The sequence below is a fragment of the Aquimarina algiphila genome, from assembly GCF_007489275.1.
Classification (GTDB): Bacteria; Bacteroidota; Bacteroidia; order Flavobacteriales; family Flavobacteriaceae; genus Aquimarina; species Aquimarina algiphila.
Window position 1 is genome coordinate 50524 of the sequence record NZ_VLNR01000012.1, and the last position, 25114, is coordinate 75637.

A 25114-nucleotide genomic window follows, 5' to 3' on the forward strand; every position below is an offset into this window, starting at 1 on the left:
TTTCTATATTAATGAAATTCGTTTTTTTTAAATCTTATTTAACTGAGAATTAAATGTTGTAAGTTATACTAATTCAACAGAGTCCTATTTTACGCCTCAATCCTTGAGGGATTTCTTATTGTTCGACCTACTGTATAGTCCATAATCTTTCTATAGGTAACACATTTGTATAATCAAAAACCATAAGAATGAAACAGGGGAAATGCCCCTTTTTGCTATGGGGGGAAAATCCCCTATGTTCTTTTTTTATGGTATTGTGTTTAATGTGTTAAGGTATTGTAATCCAGTTTTTTAATAGTGGTTGGTCTTCTTTTGGTTTTGTGGTTGATGGTATGTTGTATTTGCTTTGCACCAGGTTTTTTGGATATATTAGCATCAGTTAACCTAAATAAAAAAAGTTATGGGAAAAAAAAGACCCGAAAAATGTATTAGTATAGAAGAAGCAAAAGATCTTCAAAAAACATGGTGTGATACCAGAACACCAGAAATCGATAAGTGTCTTGGATTTGAAGATACACGAGAATTTTGGTGGAGTGTTGAGGAATTAGAGAAATATCTTAAATACGTAAAAAAACAATCTAAAAAACAAGGGATCTGTAATCCGGGGATTAGAATGTATTTTGGAGCTTATCCTAAAGAACAATGTAAAATGGATAGAGGATATGCTACTGTATTTTTAGCACCTACGGGAGCACCTGCTGGTGAAATGGGTAAAGGAGGAGATCACGCACAAAATAATTATAATTTGGAACCTTATAATAGCGGGTCAAGTGGTATTCCTCCTGTGGCTTTTTGATATATGATATTTTTATTTTCATATTTGCTATTTGAACTAATAGCTGCATTATCTGGTAGTTATTACGTAAAAAAATACCGAGAGGATACAGCTTCTCGGTATTTTGTTTATTTCTTATGGTTTACATTTTTAATCGAGTTTTTTGGAACCTTACCAGGGCTTATTTATTATGCTGATATGTTTCCATCACTAAAAGGTACTTTTTTAGAAAAAAACCATTGGCTGCAAAATATTTATTTAATAATTAATTTTTCGTTCTATGTTTTATACTTAAGTTATCATTATAAAACTTATAAATTCAAGTTTTTTATGAGAACGCTTGTAAGTCTTTTCGTTACAGGTGCCATTCTTAACTTGATCTTTTCTAATGTTTATTTTAATGCTATTGCATCATTTACATATATAATAGGGACCGTTTTAATTTTAATCGGTGGTTTTTTGTACTTGTATGAAATGCTTCAGAGTGATAAAATATTAACTTTTTATAAAACAATATCATTTTATATAACAATTGGCGCGATGGGTTTTCATTTAATAGCAACGCCAATATTCATTTATAGTAGGTTTTATAGTCAAGAAAGTCCAGATTTTATAAATATTCGCATGATAATTTTAAATACTGCAATCTTTTTTCTTTATACTTGCTATACCATAGGTTTTATAGTATGCTTGAAAAAGAACAAATCTTATTAATAGTTTATTTTACCGTAATTATTCTTTTTTTTATAATATTCGGTATTATCTTTTTTGTTGCTTTTCAACGACGAAAAAATAAATTACTTCTAGAGAGGTTAAGGGCAGAACAACGTTTTGAAGATGAGATTTTTAAATCTCGTATAGAAATACAAGAGCAGGCTCTTAAAAATGTAAGTTGGGAGTTACATGATAATATCGGTCAGTTATTATCTACTGCGGTCATGCAAATCAATATTATGGGTACTACCATTGATGCTCAGTCTTCAGATTCTCTGCAGGATGTTCGTAAACTGGTAGGAGATAGTCTCCAGGAAATCCGAAATTTATCCAAAACCTTAAATCATGAAGTGATTGAGAATGTGGGATTAGAGAAATCCATTCGGGTAGAACTAAAACGTTTTGAAAAACTTAATTTTTTAACACCTACACTAACGATAAAAGGTGAAGAGGGGTATATTGATCCCAAAGATGAGATTATCTTATATCGCATTATTCAAGAATTTTTCTCTAATACCATTAAACATGCAGAAGCATCTAATCTCAATGTAGAACTGGAGTATACAGCAGAAGCACTTCGTATTAAAATACAAGATGATGGGGTTGGTTTTGATATGAAATCTGTACAGGCAAACTCAGGATTATTAAATATGAAAAGTCGGGCTTCATTGGTCAAAGCAAAACTGGACTATAAATCTTCTCCAGGAAAAGGTGTCTTACTTACCTTGTCATATCCTATGCTAGATAGAAATTGATTTAATACATTTGTAGTATTGAGAATTGTTTTCTCAATATAGATGGCTATATAATTTAAACCTGGTTTAATGGTATAAATAATGTGTTTTGTCATCCCAGTGTAGACTGGGATCTATTTAGGCGTAGTGCCATTAATATATGGATTCCGTTCTTCAACGGAATGACAAATCAACTCATTTCTATATTGTATAACTTTTTGTCATGTATTTAAAAATGATTATTAAAATGTAAACTTGTGAAAAAAAAGACCATAGTAATTGTTGATGATCATCTTTTATTCGCGCAGTCGCTAGAAAGTTTGATTTCTAAGCTTGAAGCATATGAGGTATTAGCGATTCTAAAGAACGGCAAAGAACTTACACAATATTATCTTCATAAAAGAAAAACACCAGACCTTATTCTTTTAGATGTAAAAATGCCAGTTATGGATGGTGTGCAAACCATGCAATGGCTTAAGGAAAATAAACCAGATCAAAAAGTATTGGCTTTGACCATGGAAGATGATGAAGAAACCATTATCAAAATGCTTAGAGCTGGAGCAAAAGGATATTTGCTTAAAGATATTCATCCAGAGAATTTTGAGTTCGCAATGAAGATGGTAATAGAACAAGGGTTCTATTATTCAGGTAAAATAGAAAGTGCATTAAGAAATTCTGAAGGTGTTGATACTAGTAAAAACCTACAAGATAAATTAACAGACAAAGAAAGAGTCTTTTTAAAATTCGCTTGTTCAGAACTTACCTATAGGGATATTGCTGGAGAAATGAACCTAAGTCCAAAAACAATAGAAAATTATAGAGAAACTGTTTTTAGAAAGCTAGAAGTGAAAACAAGAGTAGGGTTGGTGATTTATTGTATGAAAAACAAATTATTTAAAATCTAGTGAAACGCTAAATTTTCAAAAGTTTACATATAAAAATATAGGACAATAGAATATTTTGCTATATTTGACCATATAAATGGGTATAAAAAATATAAATATCAACGCGGTCATTAGTATTGAGGTAATTATTTTACCTTGATAAGGGATCATATTTGATATTCAAAATATAAAAAATCCCTTTACCTCAGTAAAGGGATTTTTTTTGAACCAAATTTAAAAAATGAACATGTTTAACAACAATAATATCAATGTCATTATTAGTATTGTGATTAGCTCACCATGATGAGGGATATTGATATGTTAAAAATATAAGAATCCCTTCAAGTATGAAGGGTTTTTTTTTAGACCAAAATGTAGAATTAATTAAAAATTAACAAATAGTGATTGTAAAAAAAATGAATATAAATACTTGTTAATCAGTGTTTAAGAAAGGTAAAGTGAGTATTGGATATTGTAAGGGTATTGAATAATCTTTACCCGTTTAGCCATAAGGAAATAATTTTATACTGTGGTTTATTCAATACGATACAAATGTCGTAAAAGAATAGTTAAAATTTTATCAAATTAATAAAAAACTGGTATTCAAACGTAATGAGCATCAATAAATATAGTAAACAAGTCACTCAAGATGACACACAGCCTGCAGCGCAAGCAATGCTTCATGCAATTGGTTTAACCGATGAAGATTTTAATAAGCCTTTAGTCGGGATTGCAAGTACAGGATATGAAGGAAATCCTTGTAATATGCATCTTAATGATCTCGCTAAATTAGTGAAGAAAGGAACATTAGAAGAAGATGTTGTAGGACTCATTTTTAATACTATTGGAGTAAGTGATGGGATTTCTATGGGAACTCCGGGAATGCGTTTTTCATTACCTTCAAGAGATGTGATTGCAGATTCTATGGAAACTGTGGTACAAGCCATGTCTTATGACGGAATGGTAACTGTTGTAGGGTGTGATAAGAATATGCCGGGTGCTTTAATGGCTATTTTACGATTGAATCGACCCTCAATTCTGGTGTATGGAGGTACAATAGCTTCAGGACATCATGCAGGTAAAAAATTAGATGTGGTTTCAGCTTTTGAGGCCTGGGGAGAGAAAGTGGCTGGTACAATTACTCAAACAGAATATAAAAGTGTGATAGAAAAAGCTTGTCCGGGAGCAGGAGCTTGCGGAGGTATGTATACTGCCAATACAATGGCATCTGCAATAGAGGCTTTGGGTATGTCATTACCTTATAACTCTTCAAATCCTGCAATTAGTAACAACAAAGAAGAAGAGAGTATCGCTGCAGGTCGTGCTATGCGAGTACTCTTAGAAAAAGATATAAAACCAAAAGACATTGTAACTAAGAAATCCTTAGAGAATGCAATACGGTTAGTGACTATCCTTGGAGGATCTACCAATGCAGTATTACACTTCTTAGCCATTGCAAGAGCTGCAGATGTAGATTTTACACTTGCAGATTTCCAGAGAATTAGTGATGAAACTCCATTCTTGGCAGATTTAAAACCAAGTGGAAAGTACCTTATGGAAGATGTACATGAGGTTGGAGGTATTCCTGCAGTATTAAAATATTTATTAAAGAAAGGGTTATTACATGGAGAATGTTTGACTGTAACCGGAAAAACATTAGCAGAAAATTTATTAGATGTTCCTGATCTTACCGAAGGTCAAGACGTTATAAAACCTTTGGAAAACCCTATCAAACAAACAGGGCACTTGAGAATTATGTTTGGAAACCTATCTGAAAATGGATGTGTTGCAAAAATAACGGGTAAAGAAGGGTTGCGTTTTCAAGGAAAAGCTAAAGTGTTTGATGGAGAGTATGATGCTAATGATGGGATTAGAGATGGAAAAGTACAAAAAGGTGATGTGGTCGTCATTAGGTATGAAGGTCCAAAAGGAGGTCCAGGAATGCCAGAAATGCTTAAGCCTACCGCCGCGATTATGGGAGCAGGTTTAGGTAAAGATGTAGCCTTGATTACCGATGGAAGATTTTCGGGAGGAACCCATGGGTTTGTTGTAGGACATATTACTCCAGAAGCACAAGAAGGTGGTTTGATAGCATTAGTAAAAGATGGAGATATCATTACAATTGACGCAGAGACTAATGCTATTACTGTAGATATTGATAAAGAGGAAATAGAAAAAAGAAGAGCTTCTTGGGTACAACCAGAATTGAAATTTAGTAAGGGTGTATTGTATAAATATGCAAAAACGGTTTCATCGGCATCGCAAGGATGTGTAACTGATGAATTCTAAAAAAGTATTCCAATGCTTTATGAGGTATTGGTTTCTATTAATTGTCATTTCGGTGAAAACCGAAATATATAAAAGGATCTAAGTCTTGATTGAAATAAAATCCAGACTCTAAATAAAAAAACGCGTATGGAAACACAAACGCAAACAGTGAAAAAACAAAAGGTAGTAGCAACAGAAAAAATGACTGGTGCTGAAGCGGTAATACGATGTCTTTTGGCAGAAGGTGTAGATTTGATTTATGGATATCCGGGAGGGGCAATAATGCCTGTCTACGATGAACTCTATAAGTATCAGGATCAGTTACATCATGTATTAACCAGACATGAGCAAGGTGCAACACATGCTGCGCAAGGATATGCCAGAACCAGTGGTAGAGTAGGAGTAGCAATTGCAACCTCTGGACCGGGAGCTACTAATTTTGTGACTGGAATTGCGGATGCGCAGATCGATTCTACCCCTATGGTTTGTATCACAGGCCAGGTAGGTTCTCATCTTTTAGGTACAGATGCATTTCAAGAAACAGATATTATTGGAATTTCCATGCCAATTACAAAATGGAATTGCCAGGTAACGAAAGCTGAAGATATTCCAACAGTACTGGCAAAAGCTTTTTATATTGCTCGGTCGGGTAGACCAGGACCTGTTCTGGTTGATATTACTAAAGATGCTCAGTTTGGTGAATTAGATTTTATATATGAAAAATGCAAAGGAGTACGTAGTTATCAGGCAATACCAGAAACAGAACCAAAAAGTCTTGAAGCCGCTGCTAAACTCATAAATGGAGCAAAAAAACCAATGATCGTTTTTGGTCAGGGGGTAATTCTTGGAGAAGCAGAAGAAGAATTAAAAAACTTTATAGAAAAAACAGGAATACCTGCAGCATGGACAATACTAGGACTTTCTGCATTGCCGACATCACATCCATTAAATGTTGGTATGGTAGGTATGCACGGTAATTATGGTCCAAATAAATTAACTAATGAGTGTGATTTATTATTAGCCATCGGAATGCGTTTTGACGATAGAGTAACAGGAAATCTGGAAACATACGCAAAACAAGCTAAAGTTGTTCATTTTGAAATTGACCCAGCAGAGATTGATAAGAATGTGAAGGCTGATGTTGCTGTAATGGGAGATGTTAAAAATACACTTGCCAAAATACTTCCTTTGGTAAAATCAAATACACATGATTCGTGGTTTCAGGAATTTAAAGATTACGATGCTATAGAATATGATAAAGTAATCAAAGATGAGCTATATCCTAGTAAAGAAGGATTGTCTATGGGAGAAGTGCTTCGAGGGATTAATGAAGAAACCAAAGGAGATGCAGTTATCGTATCTGATGTAGGACAGCACCAGATGATTGCATGCAGATATGCAGAGTTTACTAAATCCAAAAGTAATGTTACTTCTGGAGGGCTAGGTACAATGGGATTTGCATTACCTGCTGCTATTGGTGCAAAAATGGGAGCTCCGGATAGAGAAGTTGTCGCTATAATTGGTGATGGAGGATATCAAATGACGATTCAGGAGTTGGGTACAATTTTTCAAACCAAAGTACCTGTAAAGATAGTTGTTTTAAACAATGACTTTCTGGGCATGGTAAGGCAATGGCAACAACTATTTTTTGATAAAAGATACGCCTCTACAGAAATGGTAAATCCAGATTTTATAAAAATAGCAGAAGGATATCACATAAAATCCACAAGAATAACCAAAAGAGAAAATTTACAAGATGCAATTGCAGAAATGATCGCGTGTGAAGGCCCTTATTTTTTGGAGGTATGTGTTGAAAAAGAAAATAATGTATTTCCGATGATTCCGACAGGAGCATCAGTTTCTGATATAAGATTAGAGTAATTATGGAAAAAGAAAATTTTACGATATCGGTATATACCGAGAATAATATAGGATTGCTAAATAGGATATCGGCAATATTCCTGAAGCGTCACATCAATTTGGATAGTATGACAGCTTCTGCTTCAGAAATCAAAGATGTGTTTCGATTTACTATAGTGGTGAAAATAACCGAAGAACAAGTAAAAAAGTTAATTGGTCAAATCGAAAAGCAGATCGAAGTTATAAAAGCATTTTATCATAAAGATGAAGAGACTATTTATCAGGAGACAGCATTGTTTAAGGTAGCTTCAAAGTTATTGTTTGAAGATCGCCAGATTCAGAATGTAATTAAGAATAGTAATGCTAATATTGTTACTGTGACTCCAGAGTTTTTTGTGTTAGAGAAAACAGGAAGACGAAGAGAAGTAGAAGCTTTGTATCACAAATTAGAACCTTTTGGGCTGATGCAATTTGTGCGTTCTGGCAGAATTGCAGTTACAAAAGATAAAATGCATATTTCTAAAATATTAGAAAGTTTTGGATCAGAGACTGTGTAAGGGATAGAAACGACATCCTCTGAACTTGTTTCAGGGATAAAGTGGATAGCCTGTCCCGCAAGGGGACACCATAAAAGAGAAACAACTATAAATCAAAATTAAATCAAATTTCCGAACGGAAATCACAAATTAGGAAGGAAATGGCAAATTATTTTAATACGCTATCATTAAGAGATCAATTAACACAATTAGGAAAATGTAGATTCATGAATTCTGAAGAATTTTCAGGAGGAATTGATGCACTAAAAGGAAAAAAGATGGTTATCGTTGGATGCGGTGCCCAAGGTCTTAATCAGGGACTAAATATGAGAGATTCTGGTTTAGATGTTTCATATGCACTTCGTGAAGGAGCTATAAAGGAGAAAAGACAATCTTTTATCAATGCATCTGATAATGGATTTAATGTTGGAACTTATGAAGAATTAGTACCTCATGCAGATGTGGTTATTAATCTTACTCCAGATAAGCAGCATACTCAAGTAGTAAATGCGGTAATGCCTTTAATGAAACAAGGAGCTACTTTATCATATTCTCATGGTTTTAATATTGTAGAAGAAGGTACTCAGGTAAGAGAGGATCTTACTGTAATTATGGTAGCACCTAAATGCCCAGGGTCAGAAGTAAGAGAAGAATATAAAAGAGGTTTTGGGGTGCCAACATTAATTGCGGTACACCCAGAGAATGACCCTCAGGGACATGGTTTAGAACAAGCAAAGGCATACGCTGTAGGAACAGGAGGAGATAGAGCAGGAGTATTAGAATCTTCATTTGTTGCCGAAGTAAAATCTGACCTCATGGGCGAGCAAACAATTCTTTGTGGATTGTTGCAGACAGGGTCAATTTTATGTTTTGATAAAATGATAGAAAAAGGAATTGATGCAGGTTATGCTTCTAAATTGATTCAATATGGATGGGAAACCATTACCGAAGGGTTAAAATATGGTGGAATCACCAATATGATGGATCGATTATCCAATCCTTCAAAAGTGAAAGCTTTTGAATTATCAGAGGAATTAAAAGAGATTATGCGTCCACTATTTCAAAAACATATGGATGATATTATTTCTGGTCATTTCTCTAAAACAATGATGGAAGATTGGGCGAATGATGATAAAAACTTATTATCATGGAGAGCCGCAACGGGAGAGACAGCATTCGAAAAAACTCCTGCTGGTGATGTAGAGATTTCTGAACAAGAATTCTATGATAACGGTGTGTTAATGGTTGCTCTTGTAAGAGCAGGTGTTGAGTTGGCTTTTGAAGCTATGACAGATTCTGGAATCATAGAAGAATCAGCATACTATGAATCTTTACATGAGACTCCTCTTATTGCCAATACTATTGCACGTAAAAAGTTATTTGAAATGAACCGTGTTATTTCTGATACTGCAGAGTATGGATGTTATCTTTTTGATCATGCATGTAAACCATTACTTACCGATTTTATGAAGAAAATCGATACCGACGTAATCGGAAAAAAATACGATGAAGGAAGAAATAATGGTGTAGATAATGCTAAGTTAATAGAAGTAAATGCGGCATTGCGTAATCACCCTATCGAAGTTGTTGGAGCTAGACTTAGAGCGTCTATGACCGCAATGAAACCGATAGTCTAATTCACTAAATTTTGTTCGGCCGGGTCTGTTGAAGTTTTGAGATGTGTATTGTGTAACCTTCGATGGATCCAGGCTAACAAAGTTTTAATGAATAATAACCTATAAGTATGAGCTCTGTCATTACTACATATTTTCCTGAATTAGAAGATATCCAGAAAGCAGCTTCTATAATCAAAGAAGTAGCCATGGTCACTCCACTAATGGATAGTATTCGTTATTCTCGTAGATATGAAGCTAATGTTTTATTAAAGAGAGAAGATCTCCAGAGAGTTCGATCTTATAAAATTAGAGGAGCTTTTAATAAGATTAGTTCACTTACCAAAGAAGAGTTAGAAAAAGGAGTGGTATGTGCTAGTGCGGGTAATCATGCTCAGGGAGTTGCATTTGCATGTAATCATTTGGGAATCGAAGGTACCATATATATGCCTTCGGTAACTCCAAAACAAAAAATTGCTCAAACAGAAATGTTTGGTGGAGACTATGTAAAAATTGTTCTTGAAGGAGATACTTTTGATGATTCATTTAAAGCTGCTATGGAAGCTTGTAAGTCTCAAGGGAAAACTTTTGTTCATCCCTTTGAAGATCCTAAAACAATAGAAGGACAAGGGACAATCGGCCTCGAGATTTTTAAGCAAGCAGATGTGACTATAGATTATATTTTTGTAGCTATTGGAGGAGGGGGGTTGGCATCAGGATTATGTGGTGCTATGAAAGCTTTATCACCAAAAACAAAAATTATCGGAGTAGAGCCTAAAGGGGCACCATCTATGTTATCTTCTATACGAAATAATAAGAATACAGAGATTTTTGATATTGATAAATTTATTGATGGAGCCGCTGTTCAAAAAGTAGGAGATCTTAATTTTGAAATTTGTAAAGAATACTTATCCGATATGTATACAGTACCTGAAGGATTAGTATGTCAGACTATCTTAGATCTGTATAATAGAGATGCTATAGTCGTCGAACCGGCTGGAGCTTTAACTCTTGCTGCATTGGAGTTTTATAAGGACAAAATTAAGGGTAAAAATGTCGTGTGTATTGTAAGTGGAAGTAATAATGATATTACGCGTACAGCCGAAATTAAAGAAAGAGCTCTATTATATGCAAACTTAAAACATTATTTTATTGTTCGCTTTCCACAAAGAGCGGGTGCTCTAAAACAATTTGTAGGCGAAGTATTAGGCCCTAACGATGATATTACACATTTTGAATATTCAAAAAAATCAAGCAGAGAGAATGGCCCTGCTGTGGTTGGAATAGAATTAAAAGACAAAAAGGATTTAGAGCCTTTAATCTCCAGAATGAAAGAGCTTAATTTCTTTGGAGATTATCTAAATGATAAACCAGATTTGTTTCAATTTCTCATTTAATACCTTATTTCGTTACACTAAACAACAACAATTCTTGTCTCTTATGTTGTTAAATACTTGATTTATAGGTTTTTGTTGTTATTATGTTAATTTTTTTTTAAAATAATTTGTTAATTCGTGTTTTTTATCGGTATATTCGTGCACTTAAACGATAAAACTTAATCAATTATGAAAAAATTTTTACTCTTTGCTGCGATTGCTTTGTTAGGAATTACAGCTACAAATGCACAAGTTAAGCTTGGTTTTGGTATTGGTTATGCTCTTCCAACTGGAGATATAGCAGACTATACTGATGGCGGGGTTTCTGCCCATTTAGAATTGGGATATGGTGTTACAGAAGATATTGATGTATCTATTTTAGCACAAGGAGACTTCTTAGTAGGAGGTGATCAAACTATTAATGGTCAAAATGTATCTTTTGGAGCTATTGCCCTAAGTAGTTATCTTTTAAATGGTCGTTACTATTTTAGAAAAGAAGGATTTAGACCTTATGGTAGTTTAGGTTTAGGTCTTACTTCTATCGGTTCTGTAGAAATAGAAGCAAATGGCGTTACCGGAGATGTAGAAGCGGCGGAAAGTACATCAAATTTTGCAATTCGTCCAGCACTTGGTTTTAAGTATGGTGTTCTTAATATGAATGTAGCATATTTGAGCGCAGGTAAAACTGGAGAAGGAGATTTTGAACAATCGGTTAGCGATTTTACAATAAACCTTGGTCTTTTATTTACTTTTGGAGGAAACTAATTCAATCAAATATATAATATAAAAAGACGATCTGAAAAGGTCGTCTTTTTTGTTTTAAATACGGTCTAGAAATAAATTTATATAAAAATTAAGTATTTTAAAGTGTTGTTTTTTAGCGAGTTAAATAGGTTTGTGAGTGTTTTGTATTGCAGTGATGCGTTTTTGGTCTGATAGTTGGTTAGTAAGATATTCAACATAAATTAATTAATATTTCAATTATGAGAAAATTTTTATTATTAGCTGCAGTTGCATTATTAGGAATGACTGCTGCAAACGCGCAAGTTAAACTTGGTTTTGGTGTTGGATATGCTCTTCCTACTGGGGATATAGCAGACTATACCGATGGAGGGGTTTCTGCACATCTAGAATTAGGATATGGCGTTACCGAAGATATTGACGTATCTATTTTGGCGCAAGGTGACTTCTTAGTAGGAGGTGATGAAACTATTAATGGGCAAAATGTATCTTTTGGAGCTATTGCATTAAGCAGTTATCTTTTAAACGGTCGGTATTATTTTAAGAAGGAAGGGTTTAGACCTTATGGAAGTTTAGGTTTGGGTATTACTTCTATTGGATCAGTAGAAGTAGAAGCTACAGGAAATACAGGAGATGTAGAAGTAGCGGCAAGTACATCAAACTTTGCAATTCGCCCTGCAATTGGTTTTAAATATGGCGTTCTTAATATGAATGTTGCGTATTTGAATGCAGGTAAAACAGGAGAAGGAAACTTTGAACAATCTGTTAGTGATTTTACAATAAATCTTGGCCTATTATTTACTTTTGGAGGAAACTAATTCAATTCATTTATAGTATTAAAAAAGACGATCTGAAAAGATCGTCTTTTTCTATTTGTATTAAAAGATACTCAAAAGTTATAGATTCTGATTTCTCAAATCTTTTACAATCGTTATAGATTTGGCAGTGAGTTTAGTGATTTGATCATAGTCAAAAACACCATGTGCATCTTTAGTTATAAGTTTAGAACCCATACCTACACAATGTGCTCCTGCTTTAAACCAGTTGGATAGATTTTCTTTTTCTGGTGTAACTCCGCCACTAGGCATGATACTAGACCATGGACAAGGCGCTTTAATACTTTTGATAAAATCTGGACCACCTATTTGTGCTGCAGGAAAGATTTTGACAATCTCAGCTCCTAATTCTTCTGCATAATTAATTTCAGAGAGGGTTCCACACCCAGGTAACCAGGCTATTTTTCGGCGGTTACATACTTTTGCTATATCTGCATTAAGAATAGGAGAAACTATAAAATTAGCCCCTTTCTGAATAAATATAGAAGCTGTGCCAGAATCCACTATAGATCCAATACCCAGAATCATACCAGGAAGTTCCTTAAATACCCATTTAGAAACATCAGAAAATATATCCTGAGCATGATCTCCTCTATTTGTAAATTCAAATACCCTTGCACCACCATCATAGCAGGATTTTATTACTTTTTTTACGATTTCTATATCTGAATGATAAAATAAGGGAACGATCCCTGTGTCTTTCATCACTTTTGCAACTTCTATTCTTGTATATTGTGCCATTATCTTATAATTCTTCCAGAAAGATTACCTTCAATAATATTTATAATTTCTCGCTCAGTTGCCAAATTTGCATCGCCTTCTATTGTATGTTTAATTGCGCAAGCAGCGTTTGCAAATTGTAATGCCTTTGTATCATCATAATGCAATAGACCATGAATCAATCCTGCAGCATAGGCATCTCCTGTTCCGATTCTATCTATAACATGGGTAATTTCTAGTTCATTTGTTTCTAAAAACTCTGAACCGTTCCACATTCTAGCTTGGATTTTATGCCAATTTGCGTTTATTGAATTTCTGGTTTTATCAAATACTTTTTTAATGTTAGGATGTTTTTCAATTAGTTGTTTACTACCTTTTATAAAATCATCATTTTTATACAAAAATTTTGTATCTAATAATTCATTAATTTCATTAGGTCCTCCTATAAATATAGTAGATAATTTTACCAACTCATTTAATACTTCTCTAGCATCTTTTCCGTAGTTCCATAAATCGCTTCTATATGCTGGATCTGCAGAAATAGGAATTCCTTTTTGGCTTGCAATGGTTAACCCATCCTTTAACGCCTGATACGCGTTAAGAGATAGGGCAGGAGTGATTCCTGTCCAATGAAACCATCGACAATCTTCTAAAACTTTGTGCCAATCTATTTGTTTGGGATCTATATTAGAAAACGCAGAATGTTTTCTATTGTATGTAATAGTACTAGATCTCATAACGGCTCCTACCTCAAGGAAATATAATCCTAGTGGGTGTTGAGAGCTGTATATTGAGTGTGTATTAACTCCAAATTTTTGTAAAAAACCTTTTGCAGCATCACCGATAAAATCATCAGACACAACACTTACGTGTTGTGTCTGATTTCCTAATTGTGAAAGCGATATAGCTACATTCGCTTCTGTACCTCCAAAGTAGTACTCTAGTTGGTTGGTTTGTTTTAATTTTTTATTTCCCAAAGGAGCTATACGCATTAAAACTTCTCCAAAGGTTACTACTTTATTCATTGTTAAATTAATTTAGGTCGTTAATAGTGGAAATTTGCCAAAAACTTACGTTTCTATTTATGATCGTACGATTTCCTTTTAATAAAGATAAATAATAGCTAGCTAAATATGCTATTATTTAAATTCCTAACGCTTGTCCTCCACCAATTTGAATAGTTTCAGCTGTTATAAAAGCAGCATCATCACTTGCTAAGAAAGAAACAACAGAAGCTACATCTTCTGGTTGACCTAATCTTCCCAATAAAATATTGTTTTTCCACGATGCAAAAACTTCAGGCTTTGTTGATTTGATTTGTTTATGGAATGGGGTATCAATTGTACCAGGAGATACTGCATTTACTCTAATGCCATACTCTGCCAGATCTTTTGCTAAAGCTCTGGTTATTGCATTAACTGCGGCTTTAGATGTACCATAAATTCCTGCTCCAGGCCCTCCAGCAGTCCATCCTGCATTTGATGTGTAGTTAATGATAGAAGCATTTTCTCCTTTTTTAAGGAATGGAATAGCAGCTCTTGAGGCAAAAAATGTTGAGTCAAGGTTTAACGCCATTACAGAACGATAAAATTCTGTTGTCATTCCTTCAAATCTTGATCGTCCGCCTAATCCACCAGCATTATTTACCAGGATATCAATTTTACCATATTTTTCTCCAATTGCATTTATGTTTGAAGTTACAAGATCTTCGTTTGTAACATCAAATCCATAGTACTCTGCAGTTATTCCAAGAGCAATAAGTTCTTCTATTCTTTGAGCTCCTTTATCATCCTCTATACCGTTTAAAATTACAGTACATCCATCATTACCTAATCTTTTTGCAACTTCGTAACCGATACCACCGGTAGCTCCTGTTACTATAGCAACTTTTCCTTTTAATTTCATTTTTTTTTAAGTTTATTGTTTAATTGATTACTTTTCTAATTGGTTTTATTTTTTTGCTTTTAATGGTTCGATTTTAGGACATAAGATCCATACACTCGCTAATACTATTAAGGTCAAAACAGCTCCAACTATAAATGCAGGGGTGTAATTTCCTCCCATGGTTAAAGTGGATACTAATGCAGTAAGACCTACACCAGCAAATTTTGCTGACATTCCAGATAAACCAGCTAGGGTTCCAACTGTCTTTTTACCAAATAAGTCACTTGGTAATGTTTGAATGTTTCCAATGGCTGTTTGAAATCCAAAAAGAATAACTGCCATAATGAGTACCGCATTAACAGGGCTTCCAGGGTCAGATAGTAACCAGAAACAAGGCAACATAATTAGACAACCCAGCGTGATAACAAACTTTCTGGTTTTATTAATATTCCAACCTGCTTTAATACGATTCTGTGCTAGAAGTCCTCCAAACCATGCACCAATCATTGCACCGACATAAGGAACCCATCCATAAATGCCTATTGACTTTACATCCATATTATATACTTCTACAAGGTATGTTGGAATCCAAAAAACAAATAGCCACCAAATAGGGTCAATTGCAGCAGAAGCTATCATTACGCCCCAACTCTCTTTATGAGATAACATTTTGCCAGTAACGGGATTATAGTCATCATTTTTATTTTCGTCTTGATTTTGATCAATATTTTCTGATTTATCAAGAATATATTTTCGTTCTTTTTCTGTAAGCCATGGATGTTTTTCTGGTGGTGCTTTCATTATTAACATCCATGGAACTAACCATAGTAGTCCTATAATTCCAACGATAATGAATATCATTTGCCAACTAAAATGAATCGTCATAAAAGCAATTGCAGGAATCGAAATGATACCCCCGATAGCGGCACCTGAGTTAAAAATACCTTGAGCAAAGGCGCGTTCTTTGGATGGAAACCATTCTGCATTTCCTTTAGCAGCGCCTGGCCAGTTTCCAGCTTCAGCGACACCTAATATGGATCTAAAAATCGAAAAACTAAGAAAACCTTTTGCTAAAGCATGTAATGCGGTTGCTATAGACCAAAACCCTATTGAAAATGCAAATCCTAGACGTGTACCTATTTTATCGAAAATCTTTCCAAAAATTGCTTGACCAAAAGCATAAGAGAATAAGAAAATTGATGATATCCAACCAAAGATATCTTTTCGTTCATCCATAGATTTATCTGGATATAATTCTTCTGATATTTGTGGCCAAAGAACATTTAATGATTGCCTGTCAATATAATTGATAACGGTCGCTAAAGCTATTAACCCTATAACCCACCAGCGTAATCCTTTTAATTTCATATTGTTTTTTTTAATTCAAGAGAATCTTAATAATTAGTATTAGATACACGCAGTTATTAAAAAACATTAATGCAAACTAATCCTCATTTCATTTACTGAAAGTCATCAAAATCTTGAAGTGGTGTAAGTATATTATGTACTTATAAAAACTTGTAGTAAAATGGTTTAAGTAAGATTCCCTCCTAATATTTTTATAAGAAGATAAAATTGTGCACTTTTATCTTCTGTGTTCTTAATTTTAAATTTAGTCTTTGAGATTATAACAATATTGGTATAATATCTTAAAGTGTTTTTTCATGTTTTCTTTAGCTAATTTTGGATCTTGGTTTTTAATAGCTTCATAAATATCTGTGTGTTCTTGAATTCCTGAAAAAGCCTGATTTGTATCACATACATGATACTTTTCAAAATTGGTAATGATCTCTGGAGTAATGATTAACATAAAAGTATTCATGGTACTATTTCTACTTGCTCGAGCAATTGCTAAGTGAAATAATAAATCTTCCTGAACGGCATCTTCGCCTTTGAGTACTTTATTAGAATATGCATCTAATGCTTCTTTTAAGAGCTTTAAATCATCATCTGTTCTTCGGATAGCCGCCAACCTTGCTGTTTTTAATTCTAATAAAATACGTGTTTCAACTAAGGATTTAAATTCTGGATCATCTAATCTTAGAATATCTTCGATCATACCATTCATGGCAATAACTCCAATATTAGCGACAAAAGTTCCACTTTGTGGTATAGATTTTAATAAACCATAAAATTCTAACTTTTGAATCGCTTCTCGAATGTTACTTCTACTAACTTCAAATTTTTCAGATAAGGTTCTTTCTGAAGGTAATTTATCTCCAGGTTCCAAATTTTTATGATTAATCAAATCCCTTATATCAGAAATGATTTTCTTTTGGATTTCCTCGTTCTCATTCTTTGTTAGTATTTCTAATTTCATAGTTAAAATGTGTATTAGATAAAATTGGTTAACCAGATTGGTTTGCCAAATTTATGAAATTATTCGGTATAATAAAAATATATCAAAGAGACATGAATTAATTATTTAGAATAGTCTTTTTGGGTACTACTGGAGTCTGTCAACCCTATACAATATAGGGCTAACAAAATCCTAAAACAATACTAATTCAAATCTAAATTTTTATTTTTTTTGGTTTATAATAGATAGGGATCACGTATTTATTATTATTTAATGAAATACTTCAAGGTTATAATATTTAACTTTTGCATTAGATCCTTCATCTCTGGTTATTAAATAATTTCCTGCTTTAAAATAATTTTCAAAAATTCCCCATTTTTGGATATTTATATCATCATATACCACAGTCTCATTTTCATTAAGTATAATTTCCATTCTTCCTTCTGATACTTTTACCTCCAGGGTGAATTTTTCAAACCCTACTTCTTCTTTAAATGTATGCCCCTCGTCATCTGTCCACGCATCTGTTTTTAGTATCTCTGTCTCAGAGACATTTTGATCTTTAAGAATTTTTGTTTTTACACGAACTTTTCCTTGATTCCAGTATATTTTAAGAATAGGAGGGGCGTTATTATCATCTTCTCCTATCAAATCTCTTTGCGCATCTGTTAGTCTACCATGAATTTGCATAATGATAGCTCTATGGTATTTACCATCATTATCTTTTGTGATTTCATTCATTGCCAAAGTACCTTTCATTCGTCCTCCTTGAGCAAATGTCCAATTTGTGTTATTGCTTCCGGGAACCATTTGTTCTCTTAATTCTGTTCTTGAATAGGAAGAATTTGCGGTAGATGAACTTGGATATGTATAAAAAACTAAAGATCCATCTATAGAGTCATTATACATAAAAGGTTTTAATGTTTCATTGGTCGCATATGCTAAAATAGCTGGTGGTTTTACTTCAGTTGGATTTCCTATAGGCAAGGTAACTTTCCAATGATTCAAATCAATTTCTGGTAATTTGAAATTATCAGAGACTGGATTATTTTGATCTGTATTATCATTCTCATCAGTACTTATAGTCTCATTTTGAGGGGTTTCTGTGTCTGAATTATCTTTTTGGCAACTAGTATTAGATATTAAAAGAAATAATCCTAATAATAATTGTATACTCCAGATTTTATTAATTATCAATTTTTTTGGGAAGTACTTTGATATGTTTTTTTTCTTATTCATGATTTAGTGGCTAACATTTAATTCATAATACATCACTTTTGCAAAACCATTTTTGTCTTTAGTACCTAAATAGTTTCCGGCTTTAAAATAGTTTTCAAAAACGCCCCATCTCTTGATATTTATATCTTTGTAAACGGCAAATTCGTTGTCGTTTAACGAGATGACCATTTTTCCTTTGGTAACTTTTACTTCTAATGTGAATTTTTTAAATCCTACTTCTTCCTTAAAAGTATATCCTTTATCATCTGTCCAGGCATCGGTTCTTAGAATTTCTGTATTTGATGCATTTGGATTTTTTAATACTTTGGTTTTAACTCTAACTTTTCCATTTTTCCAATATATTTTTAATATTGGAGGAGCGTTATTATCTTTTTGACCAATTAAATCACGTTGTTCATTGGTTAGTCTACCATGAATCTGCATGATTATGGTTTTATGATATTTTCCGTTTTTGTCTCGGGAGATTTCCCCCATTTTTAATCGCCCTCGCATTTTTCCTCCTTGTTCGAATGTCCAGTTTACACTATTATCTCCAGGCACCATTTGTTCACGTAATTCTGATCTGGAATATTTAGTATTTGCGGTTTGAGATCCTGGAAAAGCGTAGAAAACTAAGGCTCCACTAGTAGAGTCATTATACATATACTTTTTAAGGACGTCATTATTTGCATAATCTAATATTTCTGGGGGACTTACTTCATCTGGTTTTCCAACAGGTAAAGTCACTTTCCAGTGACTTAAATCAATCTTTGGGAGTTTGTATTTCTTTTTGCGTTTTTTCTTTTTTTCTTTTTTAACATTCGAATCTGTAATACTACTTGTCTGAGATTGACAAGTAGCATTAACAGATAGAAATACTATTACTAAAAAAGGTAATATGTTTTTTTGAATGTTTTTCATTTTACAAATTAATTAACAGCTGTAATAGTAACAGAATCAACTCGTATTTCTTCATCTCCACTAGAATATCCGTACATAGCAAAATCGGCAGGATCTTCTGGTCCAGAATTACCAATACCTCTTATGAAGAGAGCAACACTATCATTAGCTCCAGAATTAAAGGTGAAAGCAAAAATACGGTAGTCAGAATCATTAGGATTATCTATAACCTCAATTAATAAATTATTATCAGCGTCTTCAATTTGAGCTACAGACGTGTATCCAAAACCATTTTGTGGAATTGCGGCGGTATCTGTGAAGTAAGTAGGTGTGTAACTACTTACATAACCTTCTCCTGCCAAAACTCTTATTTCTAACTGACTTGGTAAACTTCCGGCTTGATCTGATTCGAAACGTAAAGGGATTTCAATTCTGTAATCGGCATTTGGAGTAACCGCAAACTCTTGATATGCGTGGTCAGGTTCAGCGTTATCAAACTTGATAACATCAGAACCATTACCGCTGCTGGATTCGCCTTGTTCTCCAATACTTGTATTGATCCATCCAGAACAAGTACAATCAGTACCTGAAGATTTAGGAAGCCTGTCAAAATCAGCATTTAATAATACTGGATCTGGAACAGCTGGCACATCGGGTTCAATTAATTCTATTGTTTCTGAATAGGTAGAAGTTTGATTTAATGCATCTGTAACAGTTAATGTAACTGTGTAAGAACCTTCTCCTGGATAGGTATTCTGCGGATCTATTTCAGTCGAAGTATTTCCATCTCCCAAATCCCAGTTATAACTGGTTGCATTATTTGATTGGTTTGCAAAAGTAACTTGTGTAAAGGTTTCAATTTCTACACCATTTGTAAAGGTAAAGAATGCATTTGGTGGTGTCTCATCTGCAATAGAGTTTTCCTCTGGTAATTCGTCTATAAAATCACAAGAGACAAATACCGTTACAAAAACTAAAAGCATAGCCATACTAGTTTTTGATATCAATCCGTTGTTTAAAACTATTTTTCTCATAACGTTATGTTTAATTTTTTAATACCCATCGTTTTGTGTTAATACCCCTTGGCTAATAGCAATTTCTGCACCCGGAATAGGTAACAATAAATCAGTAGCTTGAAAGTCAAAACTGTTTGCTTCTGAAAAGGCAGATAAGACTTCTTGCGCTACTTTAAAACGTTTTAAGTCTAAAAAACGATGATTTTCAAAAGCTAATTCTACACGTCTTTCGTCCATCAATGCTTGCTTGGTTATACTTGTGATAGGATCAGTTATGCCTGCTCTTTCTCTAACCGCTTGAAAAGATGTAATTGCTGCAGGAGCACTAGTTTCTTGACCACCTGCAAGAATAGCTTCAACATGTAGTAGTAATACATCTGCATATCGTGTGACAATCCAGTCATTACCAGCGATTCTTGGATTAGCAGGGGCGGATGTTACACCTACATCTGCGTCAGCTATTGGTAAGTATTTTACTGTTTGGAATAAACCTGGATTTCCTGGATCTTCTCTAAAAGTAAATTGCCCTCTATTACCTCCAAAAGTACTGAAAGCTGCTACGAGTTCAGCTGTTGCATAATTTGAACCTGTACCACGACCTACAGCGTCTAAAAATTCTGCAGAAAAACCTTGACTATCATCAACTATAGTATCATCAAAACCAATTGAAAATATTGTCTCCTCATTAGCTTCGGTATAAAAAATATCAAGGAAATTAGGTTCAAGACTATAGTCACCGCTGTCAATTACAGCTTCCAACAAGCGTTGCGCTTCTAAATAATTAGTTCCTAAGGTAAGATATACTTTGGCAAGAAAGGTTTGAGCTGCAGCCTTTGATGCTCTTGTCCTAAAGCTATTATCCAAATCACTGTCTACAGCAAACTGAAGATCACTGATAATTAAATCATAAATTAGATTTTCATCAACCCTGGTAAAAGAAGTTTCTATATCTTCTGCCACAGCAGATTCAAGGACTCTGTCAACTAAGGGAACATCACCATAAAAACGTACCAAATTAAAATAAGCATAAGCTCTTAAAAAACGTGCTTCTGCTTCAAACCTGTTTGCGTTTTCACTGGAGGCATTTTCTAGGTTCTCCAAAACGACATTAGCAGAAAAGATAATTCTGTACATACTTCGGTAATATGTAGTTACTGCTGCTGTTTGTGGAGTAACCGTAAAGGTTTCAAAATCGAAACCTTGCGGGGATCCACTTTTCGTTCTTGAATTATCGCTTAAGGTCTCAGCCATTTGATATTCTATTTGAATAGCTAAATGTGGGTTGTTAAAACCACCGTCACCTTCGAGAGGGTTGCTTCCTTGCAAAGCATCATAGATATTTATGATCCCCGCCGTTATTTCGTCATCATTTCTAAAAAACTCATCAACAATACCAGCGGAAGTTGGCACCGGATCTAAATCGCATGACCAAAATAAAAGGGTCAGGCAAAACAATGAATATATTTTTGTTAGTTTCATAACTTTTGTTTTTGGTATGTTAAAATTCAACATTTACTCCTAAGGTTATTGTTTGTTGTATTGGCGTACCACCTCTTTGATAACCAAAGGTTAAAGGCGTTAATTCACGCACATGTTCTGGGTTCCAACCTGTATAATCATCAGCTGTGATGAATAATAGGTTTTGACCGGTAGCATACAATCTAAGACTGGTCAAATTCAATTTAGAAGTAACATCTTTAGGAAAATTGTATCCCAAACTTACCGTACGCAAAGCTAGATAACCTGCATTCTGCACCAATTGGTCTGTAAATATACGCTGCACCAAAAACTCTTGATCAGGTGTGCTAGCTCTATCAAAATCTACAGTATTACTATTAAAAAAGTCAAAAACATATTGATCTCCTAAGTTATAAGTCTTGGCTCCATGACTACCTTGAAATAAGAAACTAAAATCCATATTTCCATATCTAAAATTGTTGCTAAGACTCCAAACTACATCTGGATAAGGATCACCTAAAATAGTTTTATCATCTTCGTCTATTAAACCATCACCGTTCAAATCTTTTGCATAAGCGAATTGAGTTCTGTTACCTACTTGTCTAAAAGGATCGTTTAGAAATTCAAAATCAATATCCCTATCATATACATAACCATAAAAGGATGAAATAGGCTGACCTACTAAGTTGATCCATTCAACTAATCTACTACCGTCATTAGTATTCACTACTTGACCGTTTGAATCACCAAAATCAACCAAAGTATTTTCATTAAATGAACCTATTACGGTCGCATCCCATCTGAATTTTTCTGTACTTACTAATCGTGCACGTAATTCTACTTCAAATCCTTCATTTTCAACGGTACCAAGATTCACAAGTGCAGAAGTAAACCCTGTGGTTCCAGCTACTGGATTATCCAAAAGTAATTCATCACTGGTTCTTTTATAGTAATCAAATGAACCAGAAATTGCATTGTTAAAGAAACCAAAGTCAACCCCTGGATTAATTTCTTCTGATTGTTCCCATTGTAATAAAGCGTTAGGAATATTAGCTGGATTGAAGCCATTGGTTATAGTACCATCAACAACAGCACTGGATCCTTCTAATAAGGCTAGAGAAGGGTAGTTGTCGGTTAAGAAAGAACCGGTATCAAGAGCATTAGTACCTGTAATACCATAACTAACTCTGAATTTAAGTTGATTAACCCAGTCTGCATTATCCATGAATTGTTCGTTTGAAACCACCCAACCAGCGGATACTGCGGGGAAGTTACCGTATTTTACGTCTCGTCCAAAAACAGAACTACCATCTCGTCTAATACTGGCGTTAAACAAATATTTATCGTCATAAGAATAAATAACTCTGGCTAAGAAACCATTTAAAAAGTTTTCATACTCAAATGCAGTTGCATCATTAATAATAGAACCTCCACCAACATTTGGGATCAAATCTGAAGTAAATCCACTGGTCTCTATTTGAGACTCTTCAAAAAATCTATTTTCTAAAGAAACACCAGCAATCGCATTGATCGCATGTTTTCCTATTGTTTTGTTATAGCTTATTATATTATCAGAAATTAAAGCATATCTGCTACGTGTATCATATGAGGAGTTTGCTGCGGCAGCACCATTTCTTGATGAATTAACACCGCGGTAGTCTGTGCTTATTCTGTTTTCATAAGTAGCAGTGAATGTTGATTTAAAACTTAAGTCATCTGTGAATTTATAATCTGCGTATAGGTTACCATAAAAATTATACCTATTTTCAAAACGTTCACGTTCAAGTAATTTTGCCAATGGATTGGTATTACTTGTATTACTAATATCTACACCACTACCCACAGGGACTCCTTGAAAATTACCAGCACTATCAAAAATACTTGTTGCTCCAGTAGGGTATTCGAAATCGTCAAACATTCTTTGTAATGCATAGTCTCCAATCTGTGCATCAGCATATCTACCTCCATCTCTAACACGATTCACAAAACCGATGTTACTCTCATCCAAACGAGTAGGTACCCAAGAAGGTTGTCTTATAACATCGTAAACACCAGTTGCACTAAATCGTCTTCGTTTTGAGTAAGAAGGAGAGAAACTCGCTCCTATTTTTAGTTTATCGGTTACTTCTGTACTAAGCTTAAGTTGTGCTTGGTATCTTTCAAAACTATCTGTTAACAATACACCATCATCAGAAACATAACTTAAGTTAACATTGTATTTTGTTTTTTTAGTACCTCCTCTTATGCTAAAACTATGACTTTGGATTATACCTCCGTCTATAACGATGTCTTGCCAGTCGTTTTCGGCATTTATCAATTGTCTGAATTGACTTCCTAAAGAAAGTCCACCTGTTATTTGCCTCTCTCGCTCCAGTTCGCCTTCAAAATCAATGTCATATGCATCACTTCGTCGACCTTTCTTAATTCCTGTAAAGGTATTATACGTAAATTTTGCTTTACCCTCTTTACCTTGTTTGGTTGTAATTTGAATTACACCATTAGAACCTCTAGAACCAAAAATGGCAGCAGACGCAGCATCTTTTAATACTTCAAAAGATTCTACGTTGTTCATATCAATGTTGGTTAAAAAATCAGAATCAACAACAGCACCATCAACTACGACTAAAGGTCCGTTATTTGAAGATATTGATCCAATACCACGTATACGAATTGTGGGTGCAGAACCAGCTTCACCCTCAGAATTTCTGATGTTTACCCCAGAAACTTGACCAATTAAGGCTTCATCTACCCTGGATACCGCTATTTGATCCAAATCTTCATTAACAACTTTTGAAATTGCTCCGGTTAGTAAAGATTTCTTCTGGGTACCATATCCAATTACTACAACTTGCTCTAGCTCTGCAGCATCTTCGTCTAATTGAATATCTATAACTGTTTGTCCAGTTATTACGACACTTTTTGTTTTAAAGCCTACATATAAGAATTCGAGAATATCTCCTTCTTTGACTTTGATTGAGTATTTACCATCAAAATCAGTTGAAACTCCTTTTTGTGTCCCTTTGATAATAATATTTACCCCAGGTAGAGGAGTTTGTACTTTTAAATCTGTGACTGTTCCTGTAACGGTATAATTACCATCCTGTGCAAACAAAGAAATTTGAAAAACAATCAGGATAATAAATACTAATTTACCTTTAAAATTCATTTTGATTATGTTATGTTCCTTACAATTTAGTTTGATATCTTATGTAGATATCCTAATGAAGAATAAATGAGTATTTCTTATTCTCCCTTTTAATTAATCACATATCATAACAGTGT

At 34.0% G+C, this 25114-nt stretch carries 20 protein-coding genes; 10 read left to right on the forward strand and 10 right to left on the reverse strand.

Going from position 1 to position 25114, the window contains the following annotated elements:
- Positions 1 to 400 precede the first annotated feature (400 nt).
- The 10 genes from FOF46_RS07905 to FOF46_RS07950 all read left to right on the forward strand — a co-directional run bounded on the left by FOF46_RS07905 (position 401) and on the right by FOF46_RS07950 (position 12319).
- Positions 401 to 796: a hypothetical protein gene (locus tag FOF46_RS07905; RefSeq protein ID WP_143916086.1), complete on the forward strand. Its 396-nt coding sequence runs from the start codon at positions 401 to 403 to the stop codon at positions 794 to 796.
- A 665-nt stretch (positions 797 to 1461) separates the two neighbouring features.
- On the forward strand, positions 1462 to 2244 hold the full coding sequence (locus FOF46_RS07910; protein WP_143916087.1) for a sensor histidine kinase: 783 nt from the start codon (positions 1462 to 1464) through the stop codon (positions 2242 to 2244).
- Positions 2245 to 2480: 236 nt separating this feature from the next.
- Positions 2481 to 3128 carry a response regulator transcription factor gene (locus FOF46_RS07915; RefSeq protein ID WP_109436696.1) on the forward strand — a complete coding sequence of 216 codons (648 nt, stop codon included), beginning with the start codon at positions 2481 to 2483 and terminating at the stop codon, positions 3126 to 3128.
- A gap of 591 nt (positions 3129 to 3719) precedes the next feature.
- Complete coding sequence (gene ilvD, locus FOF46_RS07920) at positions 3720 to 5396, forward strand: dihydroxy-acid dehydratase (RefSeq protein ID WP_109436516.1); 1677 nt, start codon at positions 3720 to 3722, stop codon at positions 5394 to 5396.
- A gap of 126 nt (positions 5397 to 5522) precedes the next feature.
- Entirely contained in the window at positions 5523 to 7256 is a 1734-nt protein-coding gene (ilvB, locus tag FOF46_RS07925) for a biosynthetic-type acetolactate synthase large subunit (RefSeq protein ID WP_109436517.1), read from the forward strand.
- 2 nt (positions 7257 to 7258) lie between these two features.
- Entirely contained in the window at positions 7259 to 7792 is a 534-nt protein-coding gene (gene ilvN, locus FOF46_RS07930) for an acetolactate synthase small subunit (RefSeq protein ID WP_109436518.1), read from the forward strand.
- Between the two features lie 140 nt (positions 7793 to 7932).
- Entirely contained in the window at positions 7933 to 9408 is a 1476-nt protein-coding gene (gene ilvC / locus FOF46_RS07935) for a ketol-acid reductoisomerase (RefSeq protein WP_143916088.1), read from the forward strand.
- Between the two features lie 107 nt (positions 9409 to 9515).
- Entirely contained in the window at positions 9516 to 10781 is a 1266-nt protein-coding gene (ilvA, locus tag FOF46_RS07940; protein ID WP_143916089.1) for a threonine ammonia-lyase IlvA, read from the forward strand.
- Between the two features lie 168 nt (positions 10782 to 10949).
- The gene (locus FOF46_RS07945) at positions 10950 to 11525 is read left to right on the forward strand and encodes a hypothetical protein (protein WP_109436521.1); all 576 of its coding nucleotides are present in this window, start codon (positions 10950 to 10952) and stop codon (positions 11523 to 11525) included.
- Positions 11526 to 11743: 218 nt separating this feature from the next.
- Positions 11744 to 12319, forward strand: a complete 576-nt coding sequence (locus FOF46_RS07950; RefSeq protein WP_109436522.1) for an outer membrane beta-barrel protein — start codon at positions 11744 to 11746, stop codon at positions 12317 to 12319.
- A gap of 78 nt (positions 12320 to 12397) precedes the next feature.
- On the opposite strand, the gene FOF46_RS07955 is transcribed toward FOF46_RS07950, so the two are convergent.
- The 10 genes from FOF46_RS07955 to FOF46_RS08000 form a co-directional block, all read right to left on the reverse strand.
- Positions 12398 to 13078 carry a bifunctional 4-hydroxy-2-oxoglutarate aldolase/2-dehydro-3-deoxy-phosphogluconate aldolase gene (locus FOF46_RS07955; protein WP_143916090.1) on the reverse strand — a complete coding sequence of 227 codons (681 nt, stop codon included), beginning with the start codon at positions 13076 to 13078 and terminating at the stop codon, positions 12398 to 12400.
- The gene (locus FOF46_RS07960; protein WP_143916091.1) at positions 13078 to 14082 is read right to left on the reverse strand and encodes a sugar kinase; all 1005 of its coding nucleotides are present in this window, start codon (positions 14080 to 14082) and stop codon (positions 13078 to 13080) included. The genes FOF46_RS07955 and FOF46_RS07960 overlap by 1 nt, the downstream gene beginning before the upstream one ends.
- 118 nt (positions 14083 to 14200) lie before the next feature.
- Positions 14201 to 14962 carry an SDR family NAD(P)-dependent oxidoreductase gene (locus FOF46_RS07965; protein ID WP_143916092.1) on the reverse strand — a complete coding sequence of 254 codons (762 nt, stop codon included), beginning with the start codon at positions 14960 to 14962 and terminating at the stop codon, positions 14201 to 14203.
- 45 nt (positions 14963 to 15007) lie between these two features.
- Positions 15008 to 16309: an MFS transporter gene (locus FOF46_RS07970; RefSeq protein ID WP_109436526.1), complete on the reverse strand. Its 1302-nt coding sequence runs from the start codon at positions 16307 to 16309 to the stop codon at positions 15008 to 15010.
- 244 nt (positions 16310 to 16553) lie between these two features.
- Positions 16554 to 17261 carry a FadR/GntR family transcriptional regulator gene (locus FOF46_RS07975; RefSeq protein WP_109436527.1) on the reverse strand — a complete coding sequence of 236 codons (708 nt, stop codon included), beginning with the start codon at positions 17259 to 17261 and terminating at the stop codon, positions 16554 to 16556.
- A 249-nt stretch (positions 17262 to 17510) separates the two neighbouring features.
- Entirely contained in the window at positions 17511 to 18479 is a 969-nt protein-coding gene (locus FOF46_RS07980; RefSeq protein WP_143916093.1) for a polysaccharide lyase family 7 protein, read from the reverse strand.
- 3 nt (positions 18480 to 18482) lie between these two features.
- Positions 18483 to 19379 carry a polysaccharide lyase family 7 protein gene (locus tag FOF46_RS07985; RefSeq protein ID WP_109436529.1) on the reverse strand — a complete coding sequence of 299 codons (897 nt, stop codon included), beginning with the start codon at positions 19377 to 19379 and terminating at the stop codon, positions 18483 to 18485.
- An 8-nt stretch (positions 19380 to 19387) separates the two neighbouring features.
- Entirely contained in the window at positions 19388 to 20392 is a 1005-nt protein-coding gene (locus FOF46_RS07990) for a PKD domain-containing protein (RefSeq protein ID WP_208746762.1), read from the reverse strand.
- Positions 20393 to 20410: 18 nt separating this feature from the next.
- Complete coding sequence (locus FOF46_RS07995) at positions 20411 to 21853, reverse strand: RagB/SusD family nutrient uptake outer membrane protein (RefSeq protein WP_109436697.1); 1443 nt, start codon at positions 21851 to 21853, stop codon at positions 20411 to 20413.
- A gap of 19 nt (positions 21854 to 21872) precedes the next feature.
- Positions 21873 to 24998 (reverse strand): SusC/RagA family TonB-linked outer membrane protein, encoded by a 3126-nt coding sequence (locus tag FOF46_RS08000; RefSeq protein ID WP_109436531.1) that lies wholly within the window; start codon positions 24996 to 24998, stop codon positions 21873 to 21875.
- Positions 24999 to 25114 lie beyond the last annotated feature (116 nt).